Below are 13,443 nucleotides of genomic sequence, written 5' to 3'. Positions count from 1 at the left end.
CGCCGCGATCAGATCGGCAGGCAGGGGTTGTCGTTGCCGGGGGTTTCCTTGACGCTGCCGGTGCTCAGCCCGATCGAGCAGAGGATGACCGCCACGATCGCCGCGGGTGCCACGGCCGACGCGGTGATCATGCCGGTGTCCCAGTTGACGCCGAACGCGCTGGATCCGGTGGTCGTTGCCACGGGAGCAGCCGGGGACGGCTGCTCCAGGGGCAGCGGTGCTGCCTGCGCGGTGGCCCCGAAGGCGGTGACGGTCGCGCCGATCGCCAGCGTGGCGACGGTCAGGCGAATTCGATTGCGGGCGAACGACGATGACATGGGTGGGCCTCCGATGGGGTGATGTGCGACCCGATCCTAGACGGAGACTGAAAATGAAATACTTCAAATCGTGAATGCCGCCGAGGACAGCTGCATGCGCACCACGCCACAGACGCAACGGGTGTAGACGACGACTCCCTCGGACGTGCGATGGCGCGAAAGTACTTGGAACGGTTGGGCTGTCGGCCAGCCGCAATGGCTGCAGTGTCGGTCTTCCTCGGTCATGGACATAATTTTCGAAGCAGTGACGCTGTCGGTCCATCGAAAGTTTCCGTAGCGGATCGTGCAGAATTGCCACATGATCGACCCTCGCTTGCAGGCGCTGCGGGTCCTGCGTGACCACGGCACGGTCACCGCGGCCGCGGCCGCGCTGCATCTGACGCCGTCCACGGTGTCGCAGCAGTTGCGTGGCCTGGCCCGGGAACTGGATGTCGAACTGCTCGAACAGGTCGGCCGCAGAGTGCAGTTGACCGCGGTCGGCCACGCCCTGCTACGACATGCGGATCTGCTGGCGGAGCAGGCGGAGCGGGCGCGGGCGGAGTTGGCGGCGCACCGGGCGGGCATCGCCGGGGTGCTGCGGATCAGCGCGATGCCGACCGCCCTCGCGGCACTGGTGGCGCCGGCCGCCGCCCGGCTGCGGGACGCGAATCCGGGGCTGACGGTGGAACTGATCGAGGATGAGAGCGCGCACTGTTTCGAAACCCTGCTCGTCGGCGACAGCGATATCGGGATCGTGCTCCCCGCACCCGGTAGTCCCGCGCTCGACGATCCGCGTTTCGAGCAGCGACCGCTCCTCACCGAGCCACTGGATCTGCTTGTGCCCAGGGGGCATTCGTTTGCCGCGCGAGAAAGTGTCGCGCTGGTCGAGGCGGCGGCCGAGCCGTGGATCACCGGCCGCGCGCGCATCACTCATCATCTGGTGGTCTCGGCGGCCTGCGCCGCCGCGGGGTTCTCGCCCCGAATCGCCGGGCAGGCAGTCGATTTCCCGGGGGTGGCGGCCATGGTGGCACACGGATTCGGGGTGAGCCTGGTGCCGCGCCTCGCCTACCTGCCGCCCGAACTACCGGTGACACGCGTTGCGCTGCACGATGATCCGGCCCCGGTACGCAGGCACCTGTCCGCGGTGCGCCGGGGCAGCGCCGAGCATCCGGTCATCGCGGCCGGGCTGGCCGCCGTCCGCGCGGTATGCCGCGAACGCACCGACATCACCGTGCTGGACGACTGATGCGATAGTGGATCCGGGTTCGTGTCGAGACAAACCGTCCAGACGAGGAGGCCGACATGCGGCTACATGTCCGCGGCGTGGTGCTGCCCGACGGGGAAGTCCGCGATCTCTGGGTGCGGGACGGCATCCTCTCCGACGAGCCGATCCGCGACGCCGACACCGTGTGCGCGTCCGGCTGGATCGTGCCCGGACTGGTCGACGCCCACTGTCATGTCGGCATCAAACACGGTGGGGGACACGAGGATCGGGCCGGTGCGGTGGCCCAGGCCGAGGTGGAGCGCGATGCGGGCGCGCTACTGCTGCGCGATGCGGGCTCACCCATCGACACCCGATTCATCGACGAACGCGACGATCTGCCGCGCATCATCCGCGCGGGCCGCCACATCGCCCGCCCCAAGCGCTACATTCGCGAACTCGGCATCGATGTCGAGGACGAACGCGACCTGCCGGAGATCGTGGCCGAGCAGGCCCGCCGCGGCGACGGCTGGGTGAAGATCGTCGGCGACTGGATCGACCGCGCCACCGGCGATCTGGCCCCGCTGTGGTCCGACACCATCCTGAAGGCCGCCATCGACGCCGCCCACCGCGAGGGCGCCCGCGTCACCGCGCACGTCTTCGGCGAGGACGCCCTGCCCGGCTTGCTCGGCGCGGGCATCGACTGCCTCGAACACGGCACCGGCCTCACCGACGACACCATCGCCCTGATGGCCGCCCACGGTACCGCCCTCGTCCCCACCCTCATCAATATCGACACCTTCCCCGGAATAGCCGACGGCGCAACCAAATTCCCGATCTACGCCGCCCACATGCGCGACCTCCACCGCCGCTCCCGCGACACTGTCGCCCGCGCCCACGAGGCCGGCGTCCCCATCTACACCGGTACCGACGCAGGCGGCTCCATCCGCCACGGCCGCATCGCCGACGAAATCATCGCCCTCACCGAAGCCGGCTTCACCCCCCACGACGCACTCGGCGCGTCCGCCTGGAATGCCCGAGCCTGGCTCGGCCACCCCGGCACAGAACCCGGCGCCCCCGCCGACTTCGTTGTCTACGAAGAGGACCCGCGCGCAAACCTCGCAGCCTTGGCGACTCCGGCCTGGGTGGTCCTGCGCGGCCGCGTCTACACCCGCCGCTCCCCGGTCACCGCGGCGCGCTGAGTTCGACGGTATTCGCACCTGATGTCGCGTTCCACGTATGGGAGTGCGTCCTGTTCATGGAACAATGTCAATCGGATCGAATCTGCTGTACCCGGACAGTCCAGCGGGACTGACATAGGCACCGACTGTGTTCGAAGCGGACGGATCGGACGGAAAATGGCCATGGCCGCGGAGGTTTCGATAATTCACACCCTGGGTCCGACGACCGTGGAAGGCTGGCTAGCCGAAGAGCCGCCTTCCGATGGATCTCGTCTCGAGCTGATTCTGGGGTACCTCTGCATGTCGCCCGCGCCGACGTTGCCACACCAACATGCTGCCTTCCGTCTCGCGACTATGTTGGATCAGGCGATCACGGCTGCGGGGCGTGAGGATCTGCACGTTCTCCCCGCGGTTGCGGTCAAGCTCAGCACCGCCATCCGTACCGGGGTGATCCCGGATGTCGCGGTGGTGGCCGCTGCGATCGAAGGCCGGACGAGTATCGAACCCGCCGAGCTGCAGTTGGCGGTCGAGGTCTGGTCGCCGGGAAACAAGCGTGCGGAACGCGAGACGAAGATGGCCGGTTACGCGGTAGCCGGAGTTCCGTACCTGTGGATTGTCGAGCTTCCCAAGGGCAAGCCCGCCAGGTTCTTCGGCTATCGGCTGGTCGAGTCCTCCTACCGTCAGGAAGTCTGTGTGTCGGCCGGGGAGACGGTGTACCCGCCCGCTCCGGTCCGGGTGGAGGTCCCGACCGCCCGGCTGCGGTAAATCAACCAGGCGTGCAAGCGGTTTCCGCAGGTCCGCCTGGCCTTCGCGCAGGCGTCTTGGGCGGTCGCGCGCTCGTGGCGCGGAGCGCCTATCTGAAACCCGGCGAGCCCGCTTGCCTGAACCAGATCGGTGCCGAGACGGCTGTCACCCGAAGCAATGAGAAGACCGATCTGACCGCCGTGGTTTGTGTGGGTCCAGTCGACCGGCAGGATGCCGCGTACGCTCAGCTCTTCGACTGCGTGTCCGACAAGGGCACCGACTCGGTCGCCGATCTCCGCCGGGTCAGTTGCGGCGATCCGACCGCCACATTGCAGGTCGTCGAACGCCACGAATCCGATGACAACGCCTGCCCGCCGAACACGGCCGTGCGGCTGCGGTTCGGCCCGGGTGTCACCGCGGGGGCCACGATCTGCTTGCGGCACGTGTGAATGTTGCGGGGTGGGGCGCGATGGCGTTGTCCACCAGCTGGATTGGTGTGAATCGGTAACCGAATCCGTCATATCGATGGCTGAGCTGCCGGATCTTACGATCACCCCCTGCACGGTCGCCGAGATCGCCGCGACCAGATCCGTGGGAGAAAACCATGCTCGACCAGCCATCCGAACTCGACCCCCGGCCGGGCGCGCAGCCGGATCCCGAGGCGAATGCTCCGCTCCCGCCCTATGTTCCCATGGGTGTTCCGCCGACCGAGCCGCTGCCGCGCAAGCGCCGGCTGTGGGTGTGGGCGGCGGTGGTCGCGGTGGTGATCGTCGGTGTGGCCGCCGCGGTGACCGGGTGGGTGGTGACGCGCCCGGCTCCCGAGGCGTTCCCGGTCGGTGCGTGTGTCTCGTTCAACGATGCCTCCGGCCCGATGGTCAACGGCTGTGCCGACAGCGCGTCGACCTACAAGATCGTGGCGAAACGGGCCTGGACCACGCCCGTGGTCTCGGCGTGCGTGCAGTATCCCGACGCCACCAATCTCGTTGCCCAACCGGCCGGTTCGGGCAAGACGCCGACCACCGTGCTGTGCCTGGCTCCCACCCGCTTCAACACCACGGACCCGGGGGCGCTGCGGGCCGACGATTGCGTCGATGTGAAGAACGCGGGCGAGACCATCACTCGCGTCGACTGCGCGTTGACCCCCGCGCCCGCCAAAGTGATTGCCGTCGAGTTCCATTCGGCGATGCCCGTCACCGACCAGGCGTGCAAGGACCATCCGGAGGCCCGCGTCGCGTACGCGCAGACCGCGCTGAACCGCGCGGTCGTGGTCTGTGCGGTCGACACCGATCCGAAGTCGGTGAGTACCGCCCGGGTCGGCGACTGCACCGATCGCGCCCCCTCGGCCAACAAGGTTGCCTGCACCGATCCGAGCGCCGTCGACATGGTGCGGTCCGTGCGCGTCGTCTACCAGAAGCCGGCCCGTCCCGAATGTGCGGGCGATCAGGGCTCGAACGGAGTCCTGGTGCGCAGCAATCAGAAGACGGATCTGGTCGTGGTGGTCTGCCTGGGCCCGGCGGATCAGAGCGATTCCCGCTATGCGGCGGTCGGTGACTGCATTCTCGACCGCACGGCCCATCCCTCCACGGCTGCCGATACCGGCCGCATCGACTGTTCCGATCCGAAGGCCGCCTACCAGGTGACCGACGTCCACGAATCCAATGACAATGTCTGCCCCTCCGGCACCGTCGTCAGCCTCACCTACGCGCCCGGCACCACGAACGGACTCACCGTCTGCATGCGCCGGCACTGAGCTACACGCCGTCGATGAGCGGTTGGTGGAAGTCGGTGAATTTCGCCACGCAGGGTAAGTGAATCGGTCATGCTTCACACGTTTGTTATTTCAACCTGATGAGGAGATGACCGTGGGGTCTGTCGAAGCGCTGGCCATCAGCGTGCTGGCCGGTTTGATCGTGAAGGGACTGACGTCCGGGAGCTCTCAGCCCGCGCCGCAGTAGCCTCTGCACGAGACGCAGCCGCGAGGCTCTTCGTGAGACACAGCCCATCGGGGTCACACCCGGTGGGCTGTGCCGTTGTTTCGGGGCGATTTCTTCGCCGGACCGGGGGTCTGGCAGAATGAACCACCGTTCTCATCTGAGGACAGTGTCAGCCCGTCTCCGGTTACGTACCGCGCGGCGGTCACAGCACTCAACGCAAAACCGGATCCACCCCGCGTGGATTGCTGAATTGCGACGTGACCAACCATTTGAAAGGCATCAGCTCATGGCTGTTCGTATCAAGCTGACCCGTTTGGGCAAGATCCGCAACGCGCAGTACCGCGTCGTCATCGCCGACGCCCGTACCCGCCGCGACGGCCGCGCCATCGAGTCCATCGGCGTCTACCAGCCCAAGGAAGAGCCCTCGCTCATCCAGATCGATTCCGAGCGCGCGCAGTACTGGCTGGGCGTCGGCGCGCAGCCGACCGAGGCCGTGCAGCGTCTGCTGGAGATCACCGGCGACTGGCAGAAGTTCAAGGGCCTGCCGGGCGCCGAGGGCACCCTGAAGGTCAAGGCCCCGAAGCCGTCCAAGCTCGACCTGTTCAACGCGGCCCTGGCGTCCGCCGACAACGAGCCGGTCGCCGAGGCCGTCACCCCGAAGAAGAAGGCCGCCAAGAAGGACGAGGCCGCCGAGGCCGAGGCCACCACCGAAGCTGCCGAGTAATGACCGCCATGGTCGCCGATGCCGTCGAGCACCTGGTGCGCGGCATCGTCGCCAATCCCGACGACGTCCACGTCGAGCTGATCACCAGCCGACGTGGCCGGACCGTCGAGGTGCACGTGCACCCGGATGATCTGGGCAAGGTGATCGGGCGCGGCGGTCGTACCGCGACCGCCCTGCGCACCCTGGTCGCCGGGATCGGCGGTAAGGGCATTCGCGTCGACGTGGTCGACACGGATCAATAGTGGAACTCGTCGTCGGACGAGTCGCCAAATCGCACGGTGTGCGTGGCGAACTCGTCGTAGATGTTCGCACCGACGAGCCGGAACTGCGCTTCGCGCCCGGCAGCATCCTCACGGGGAAGCTGCCGCGCGCCAAGCAGACGCAGGAATTCGAAGTGGAGTCGGCCCGGGAGCACTCGGGCCGGCTTCTCTTGCGTCTCAACGGCATCGCCGATCGCACGGCCGCGGATGCGTTGCGGGGCATGCTGTTCGTGGTCGACACCGCGAACCTGCCGCCGTCGGAGGATCCGGACGAGTACTACGACCACGAGCTCGAAGGGCTGCGTGTCGAGCTCGGTGACGGCACCCTCGTCGGCACCGTCAACGAAGTACTGCATTCCGCTGCGGGAGAACTGCTTTCGATCAAGGCCGGGGAGGCGTACCCGCCCGCGGGGCGCGAAATCCTGGTGCCGTTCGTGCTGGCCATGGTCCCGACCGTGTCGGTCGCGGACAAGCTGATCGTCATCGACCCGCCCGAGGGCCTGCTGGACCCGGAGTAGCCGCCATGCGTATCGACGTAGTGACGATCTTCCCCGAATACCTCGAGCCGATGCGAGCGGCCTTGCTGGGCAAGGCCATCGACAAGGGCCTGCTCGAGGTCGACGTGCACGACCTGCGGCAGTGGACGCACGACGTGCACAAGTCCGTGGACGACACCCCGTACGGTGGCGGGCCCGGCATGGTCATGAAACCGACCGTGTGGGGCGACGCGCTGGACGCGGTGTGCCCGGACGACGCCCTGCTGGTGGTCCCGACCCCGGCGGGCGTGCCGTTCACCCAGGCGACCGCCGAAAGATGGTCTGCCGAAAAGCACATCGTCTTCGCCTGCGGCCGCTACGAAGGCATCGACCAGCGCGTCTTCGACGACGCGTCCCGGCGGGTACGCGTCGAAGAGGTCAGCATCGGCGACTACGTCCTCATCGGTGGCGAGGCCGCCGTGCTCGTCATGACCGAGGCCTTCGTCCGCCTGATCCCCGGCGTGCTCGGCAATCAGCAGTCCCACGAACAGGATTCGTTCTCCGACGGCCTGCTCGAAGGACCCTCCTACACCCGCCCGGTGTCCTGGCGCGGCCTCGACGTCCCGGAAATCCTGCTCTCCGGCAACCACGCCAAGATCGACCAGTGGCGACACGAACAGTCGCTGCAACGCACCGCCGAACGCCGCCCGGATCTGCTGCCGGAGAACTAGGCCACCGGAATCGTGGCGTAGCCGTTGTCCGGTCCCGCCACGAGCAGACCCCACGGTCCCGAGTCGAGCCCCGTGTCGACCGCGCCCAAATTCATGGTGAGGGTGGGCTTTTCGCCTGTCGCCGTCGGGCCGGGGCCTGCCACGACGGTGCGTTTGCCGTCCTTCGCGTCATAGGCGATCAGCCAAGCCTTGTAGCTCGAATCCGCGCGTTGTCGAACCAGAGTGAAGACCGCGTTGCCGCTGTTGGCCATGAGCGGCTGACTCTCCTCTTTCGGATCGAGCGGAACGGTCCAGCGGATCTTTCCGTCGGGTTCCTGCAGCCGCATGTCCTTGTCCTCAGCGATGACGTCGCTGTCGAGCGTCAATGCCGATCCGTCACCGAGGAAGATATGAAGCTCGTTGTCCGAGACAGGCTTTCGGCTGCCCAGTGATTTCCCGGTCGCCATGTCGACGGTCTCGAGCGTGTCCCCGGTTCGGACGGTACCGATCCGGCCCGGCCCACGCAGGAAACTGCCCTTGTTTGCGACCTCGCGATGCCAGACCGTCGCGCCGGTGGCGCGATCCAGTCCACCGACGACGAACCTTCCATTGGGTGAGGCGCACCGGAACACATCCACGCTAGGACTCTCGACCAGGCTGGGGACACCCAAATCGAACAGTGCCGGAAGGTCTTTCGACAGCGGCGTCGCGCAACCCAGCGTGCCGGGATCCACACTCCACCGCTGCGTGCCGGTACGAGAATCGTTGTGCACGAACTGCCCGGTCGATTCGTCCGCCTCGAACCACTGCTCGGCGGGGGTGCTCCACAACACCTGGCCGGTGGCCGTGTCGTAGGCAGTGAGCCCCGGCTGGTCCTTCCCGCCGACCATCAGCACATGACCCGCGTCCAGAACCTGGGTCTTGTCCTTGTCGAGCGCCGTGGGGGACGAGATCTGCCAGAGCTTCTGTCCGGTATGGATATCGACTCCGGTGACCTCGTGCCCAGTCACCGTGTAAACCCCATTGGCCATGACACCGAACGATTCGTTCGCGTCGAGGTTCAGCGCCTGCACCCCGTCCAGTTTCAGATTCGGCACACTCGGGCGGTCCGCGTTCGAGGCCGAATCGTGGGAACCGCATCCCACCAGTACGGTCGTCGCGCAAACGGCACTGGCGATAGTTGTCAGCGCGCGTCGCGGAAGGCGTTGGCGCAGAGTCGGGATCGGCACCAGCCGATCCTGCCATCGGTATCGGTCCGTGATCCCCGAGGCGCGCCGCGCCGGGAACCTTGACCGATTCGTTCGTGGCCCTTGCAACGGCTGTCGTCCGACGCCGGTAGTGTCTGCGGGCGTGACGACAGCCTCCGAAACCGTCAGCGCAGCATCCACCGGTGCCGAGAGCACCATTCGCATTGCCAGTGTCGGGCGGCGTATCGCCGACGAGCTGGGGGTGCGCGAGGAACAGGTGCGCTCCGCAGTCGAGCTGATCGACGGCGGGTCGACCGTGCCGTTCATCGCCCGCTACCGCAAGGAGGTGACCGGCGGCCTCGACGACGCACAGCTACGCACCCTCGACGAGCGCCTGCACTACCTGCGCGAACTCGACGAACGCCGGGGCTCGATCATCGAATCCATCCGTGGCCAGGGCAAATTGGATGAGGCGCTGCACGCGCAGCTGATGCTCGCCGACACCAAGGCTCGCCTCGAGGACATCTACCTGCCCTACAAGCCCAAGCGGCGCACCAAGGCGCAGATCGCGCGTGAGGCCGGGCACGAGCCGGTGGCCGACGCGCTGATCGGCGACCCGACCACCGATCCCGCCCAGTACAACGCCGAACAGCTCGACGGTGCGCGTTCCATCCTGGTGGAGCGCTTCGCCGAGGACGCCGACCTGGTCGGTGAACTGCGTGAACTGATGTGGGAGCGCGGCCAGGTCAGCTCGACGGTGCGGCCGGGCAAGGAAGAGGCGGGCGCGAAGTTCTCCGACTACTTCGAATTCTCCGAGCCGTTCAGCAAGCTGCCCTCGCACCGCATCCTGGCGCTACTGCGCGGTGAGAAGGAAGAGGTGCTCAACCTGCACCTCGAATCCGACACCGAGGAACTCGCGGACGGCGAGCGCTCCATCTACGAGGGCCGCATCGCGCTGAAGTTCGGCATCGCCGCGCAGGGCCGCGCCGCCGACACCTGGCTGCTCGACACCGTGCGCTGGGCCTGGCGCACCAAGCTGCAGGTCAGCATGGGCATCGACACCCGAATGCGGTTGCGGCAGTCCGCCGAACGCGATGCCGTCGACGTGTTCGCGGCCAACCTGCGCGACCTGCTGCTGGCCGCGCCGGCCGGTACCCGCTCCACCATGGGCCTGGACCCGGGCTACCGCACCGGCGTGAAGGTCGCGGTCGTGGACGCCACCGGCAAGGTCGTCGCCACCGAGGTCATCTACCCGCACAAGCCGCAGGGCCAGACCGAGAAGTCGCTCGCGGTACTGGGCGCACTGGTCGCCCGCTTCAATGTGGAGCTCATCGCCATCGGCAACGGCACCGCCTCCCGCGAAACCGACGCCCTTGCCGCCGAACTGATCTCGCGCATTCCGGAGAACAAGCCCACCAAGATCGTGGTCTCCGAGGCGGGCGCATCTGTGTACTCGGCCTCGGCCTACGCCTCGGCGGAACTGCCCGACATGGACGTGTCGCTGCGTGGCGCGGTCTCCATCGCCCGCCGCCTGCAGGACCCCCTCGCCGAACTGGTGAAGATCGACCCGAAGTCCATCGGTGTCGGCCAGTACCAGCACGACATCTCCGAAACCCTGCTGGCCCGCTCTCTCGGCGCGGTCGTCGAGGACGCGGTGAACGCCGTCGGCGTGGACGTCAATATCGCGTCGGTCCCGCTGCTGTCGCGGGTCTCCGGCATCTCCAACTCGATCGCGGAAAGCATTGTGGCCCACCGCGACGCCAACGGACCGTTCCGCAGCCGCGCCGGGCTCAAGGACGTGCCGCGCCTGGGCCCCAAGGCCTTCGAGCAGTGCGCGGGCTTCCTGCGCATCCGCGAGGGCGACGACCCGCTGGACACCTCCGGCGTGCACCCCGAGGCGTACCCGGTGGTCCGGCGCATCCTCGACGCCAGCGGCAAGGGCATCAAGGAGATCATCGGCAACAGCTCGGCCCTGCGCGCCCTGCGCCCCGCCGACTACACCGATGAGCAGTTCGGTGTCCCCACCGTCACCGACATCATCGCCGAGCTCGAGAAGCCCGGCCGCGACCCGCGCCCCGAATTCAAGACCGCCGAATTCGCCGCGGGCATCGAGAAGGTCGCCGACCTGCAGCCCGGCATGGTCCTCGAAGGCGTCGTCACCAACGTGGCCGCCTTCGGCGCGTTCGTCGACATCGGCGTCCACCAGGACGGCCTGGTCCACGTCTCCGCCCTGTCCCACAACTTCGTCAAGGACCCGCGCGAGGTCGTGAAGTCCGGCGACGTGGTCAAGGTCAAGGTCCTCGAGGTCGACGTCCAGCGCCAGCGCATCGGCCTGTCCCTGCGCCTCGACGACGAGCCCGGCAAGCCCAAGCAGGACCGGGGCGACCGCGGCCCCCGCACCAACCAGGGCGGCGGCCAGCGCGGCGGCGGCCGCGACAACCGCCAGGGTGGCGCAGCCCAGAGCGGTGGCAACCGTCAGGGTGGCGCGGCCCAGTCCGGCGGGAACCGTCAGGGCGGACAGGGCGGACAGGGCGGCCAGGGCGGTGGCAACCGCGGTGGCAACGACCGCCGCAACCAGTCCGCTCCCAGTGGCAGCATGGCCGACGCCCTGCGTCGCGCGGGCTTCGGCAAGTAGCACGACCGAACAGCAGGCCCCGGGATTCCGGGGCCTGCTTCAGGTCCGGGGCCGACCACACCGATCCGGGTTCGGCCTGAACGAAATTCGTTGCTCAGTGCGGGGAAAGCCGCCACAGCGAGGTGATTTCACCGGCGCGTGCGGTGTGGAGTGGGTCATTGCGGTCGTCTGCGCGGGGATGGCGGGGGCGGGTATCGAGTCGGTCGAGCACTCGCAGTCCCGCCGCGTCGAAGGTCGCTCGCATCTCGCCGGGTGCGCGCAAGGAGAGGCGTTCGGCGAGGTCGGAGATGATCAGCCAGCCTTCGCCGTCCGCGGTGAGGTGCTTGGTCATGCGGTCCAGGACCGCGCGCAGGACGCGGCCGCCCGGGTCGTACACGGCATGGTCGAGTGGGGAGCGTGGCTTTGCGGGCAGCCACGGCGGATTGCAGACGACCAGGGGCGCGCGGCCCGGCGGGTAGAGATCGGTGCGCAGCAACTCGACCCGGTCGCCGTAGCCGAGGCGGTCCAGATTCTCGCGGGCACACGCGAGGGCGCGCGGATCGACATCGGTCGCGACGATCGACTGCACCCCGCGCTGAGCCAGCACCGCCGTCAGCACCCCGGATCCGGTTCCGATGTCGAAGGCCAGCCGCGTCGAGGGCAGGGGCGCGGCGGCGACCAAATCGACATACTCGTCGCGTGCGGGCGCGAACACTCCGTAATGGGGGTGGATGCGAGCCCCGAGCGCCCGCACCGCCACACCCTTGCGCCGCCATTCGTATGCGCTTGTCACACCGTGCAATTCGCGCAACGACACCAGGGCGGGCTCGGCCGCTTCGCCGTAGGCGTGCAGACACGCCTGCCGCACATCGGGTGCGCGACGCAGCGGGACCACATGCCCGGGATCCAAGGGCACCAGCACCATGCCGAGAATCCGCGCTCGGCGTGCCTGCCGCTGACGCAGGGCGTGGAAGTCCGTGACCGGTCTGCGGGAATGCTCCCGGGTGAGGCGTCGGTCGAGCGCCTTCAGCAGTTGATTCGCGCCGTGAAAATCACCGCGCCACAACATGGCGGTCCCGGCGATCGCCATGCGCAGCGCCACGTCAGCGGTGAGCCGATCGTCCACGGCGATAATGTCGGCCGGTGGGGGAGTCCCATTCGCGGAGCGCCACAACGCACTCCAACGTTCATCGTCTTCGACCCAGCACACGGTGGCGGCAGAGATGGCGGTGTCGGCAGCGTCGGCGGCGTCGACGGAGGGGGTGACGGTGGCGGCGATGGTGCGCGAGCACCGTTGCGCCGAAAGATGTTCGAGCATGACGGTCCGTTCCATGACCAGCCCGCACACGTACGAATTGCCGACCGGCTGCTTCGATTCACGCGGATATCACCGGAACAGGCACCGACGAACACAACGGGCTGTGATTCTGAGGATCGATCGCGCGAAAGCGACCGGAACAACGGCAGTTTTGCCGTCCGTCAACCCACCGTCGAAGCGAAGTGGGGTGCCGTCATCCCTCCAACGTATCCCACCGCCGCGCGCGGGCGGTCGGCGGGTTCAGAGCGGCAGCGACGAGCCGACGCGGTGCAGCGTGCCGTCGGGGTCGACGTAGGCGAATTCGCGTAGCCCGTACTCGGTGTCGATCGGCGGGACGAGCCGACCGGGCAGGGCCTCGGCCAGCCATTCGGCGTAGAGCGCGTCGGCGTCGGAGACATAGAGGTAGACGGCCGACGCGGTGCGTTTCGGATCGTGCTCGGGCCATTCGGTCAGATGCAGGGCAACCCCGCCGCGATCAGCGAACCCGTAGCGGGCCTGACCCTCGTAGGCGTAGGCGGTGAAGCCGAGACGGCGGTAGCGGTCCAGGGCGGCGTCGAGATCCAGGACCGGGATCACCGGCGCCGCGCGTTCGAACTCGATCTCCTCCGGCACGGTGTCTCCCCTCGTCGACGGCGTTCGCGGCCGACCCTACCGCCACCCACCGACATTCCCGGGACCCCGCAGGATGGACCCGAAAACCGAAGCGGCCCGGGGGTTAACCCGAGGGATAACACCCCCCCCCCGCGGGGGGGGCGCAATACACCCCCGGGGCGACCCGGGGGGCGAGGTAGTACACCT

The 13,443-nt window shown here is 67.9% G+C and carries 14 protein-coding genes; 10 read left to right on the top strand and 4 right to left on the bottom strand.

What is annotated here, in order from left to right; all coding sequences use genetic code 11:
* Window positions 1-8 precede the first annotated feature (8 nt).
* Window positions 9-317 (bottom strand): hypothetical protein, encoded by a 309-nt coding sequence (locus ACFXHA_RS36500; protein WP_379364421.1) that lies wholly within the window; start codon window positions 315-317, stop codon window positions 9-11.
* A 298-nt stretch (window positions 318-615) separates the two neighbouring features.
* Between ACFXHA_RS36500 and ACFXHA_RS36495 the strand changes: the two genes are divergently transcribed.
* The 9 genes from ACFXHA_RS36495 to trmD all read left to right on the top strand — a co-directional run bounded on the left by ACFXHA_RS36495 (window position 616) and on the right by trmD (window position 7,547).
* Entirely contained in the window at window positions 616-1,542 is a 927-nt protein-coding gene (locus tag ACFXHA_RS36495) for a LysR family transcriptional regulator (RefSeq protein ID WP_379364419.1), read from the top strand.
* Between the two features lie 56 nt (window positions 1,543-1,598).
* A complete protein-coding gene (locus tag ACFXHA_RS36490) occupies window positions 1,599-2,699 on the top strand; it encodes an amidohydrolase family protein (RefSeq protein ID WP_379364417.1) in 1,101 nt (366 codons plus the stop codon).
* A gap of 21 nt (window positions 2,700-2,720) precedes the next feature.
* On the top strand, window positions 2,721-3,443 hold the full coding sequence (locus ACFXHA_RS36485) for a Uma2 family endonuclease (protein ID WP_379364415.1): 723 nt from the start codon (window positions 2,721-2,723) through the stop codon (window positions 3,441-3,443).
* Between the two features lie 74 nt (window positions 3,444-3,517).
* Window positions 3,518-3,871, top strand: a complete 354-nt coding sequence (locus ACFXHA_RS36480; protein ID WP_379364414.1) for a hypothetical protein — start codon at window positions 3,518-3,520, stop codon at window positions 3,869-3,871.
* 155 nt (window positions 3,872-4,026) lie between these two features.
* Entirely contained in the window at window positions 4,027-5,172 is a 1,146-nt protein-coding gene (locus tag ACFXHA_RS36475; protein ID WP_379364412.1) for a hypothetical protein, read from the top strand.
* 470 nt (window positions 5,173-5,642) lie between these two features.
* Window positions 5,643-6,080: a 30S ribosomal protein S16 gene (gene rpsP, locus ACFXHA_RS36470; protein WP_379364410.1), complete on the top strand. Its 438-nt coding sequence runs from the start codon at window positions 5,643-5,645 to the stop codon at window positions 6,078-6,080.
* The gene (locus ACFXHA_RS36465) at window positions 6,080-6,322 is read left to right on the top strand and encodes an RNA-binding protein (RefSeq protein ID WP_379364408.1); all 243 of its coding nucleotides are present in this window, start codon (window positions 6,080-6,082) and stop codon (window positions 6,320-6,322) included. Before rpsP ends, ACFXHA_RS36465 begins: the two co-directional genes overlap by 1 nt.
* A complete protein-coding gene (gene rimM, locus ACFXHA_RS36460; protein ID WP_379364406.1) occupies window positions 6,322-6,858 on the top strand; it encodes a ribosome maturation factor RimM in 537 nt (178 codons plus the stop codon). Before ACFXHA_RS36465 ends, rimM begins: the two co-directional genes overlap by 1 nt.
* Before the next feature lie 5 nt (window positions 6,859-6,863).
* Complete coding sequence (gene trmD / locus ACFXHA_RS36455; protein WP_379364404.1) at window positions 6,864-7,547, top strand: tRNA (guanosine(37)-N1)-methyltransferase TrmD; 684 nt, start codon at window positions 6,864-6,866, stop codon at window positions 7,545-7,547.
* On the opposite strand, the gene ACFXHA_RS36450 is transcribed toward trmD, so the two are convergent.
* A complete protein-coding gene (locus ACFXHA_RS36450; protein WP_379364402.1) occupies window positions 7,544-8,755 on the bottom strand; it encodes a PQQ-binding-like beta-propeller repeat protein in 1,212 nt (403 codons plus the stop codon). The two genes, trmD and ACFXHA_RS36450, sit on opposite strands and share 4 nt — an antisense overlap.
* A 121-nt stretch (window positions 8,756-8,876) precedes the next feature.
* Between ACFXHA_RS36450 and ACFXHA_RS36445 the strand changes: the two genes are divergently transcribed.
* Window positions 8,877-11,348 carry a Tex family protein gene (locus ACFXHA_RS36445; RefSeq protein ID WP_379364400.1) on the top strand — a complete coding sequence of 824 codons (2,472 nt, stop codon included), beginning with the start codon at window positions 8,877-8,879 and terminating at the stop codon, window positions 11,346-11,348.
* Window positions 11,349-11,442: 94 nt separating this feature from the next.
* Here the strand turns inward: ACFXHA_RS36445 and ACFXHA_RS36440 are convergent, their stop codons facing one another.
* Window positions 11,443-12,552 carry a methyltransferase gene (locus ACFXHA_RS36440; protein ID WP_379364821.1) on the bottom strand — a complete coding sequence of 370 codons (1,110 nt, stop codon included), beginning with the start codon at window positions 12,550-12,552 and terminating at the stop codon, window positions 11,443-11,445.
* A gap of 333 nt (window positions 12,553-12,885) precedes the next feature.
* Window positions 12,886-13,257, bottom strand: coding sequence for a bleomycin resistance protein (locus ACFXHA_RS36435; RefSeq protein WP_379364398.1), 372 nt, complete (start codon window positions 13,255-13,257; stop codon window positions 12,886-12,888).
* Between the last annotated feature and the right edge of the window lie 186 nt (window positions 13,258-13,443).

Origin of the sequence: Nocardia sp. NPDC059240, assembly GCF_042753865.1 — a bacterium.
Classification (GTDB): Bacteria; Actinomycetota; Actinomycetes; order Mycobacteriales; family Mycobacteriaceae; genus Nocardia.
The sequence above is the reverse complement of the archived record's forward strand: the minus strand, read 5'-3'. Positions and strand labels throughout refer to the sequence as shown.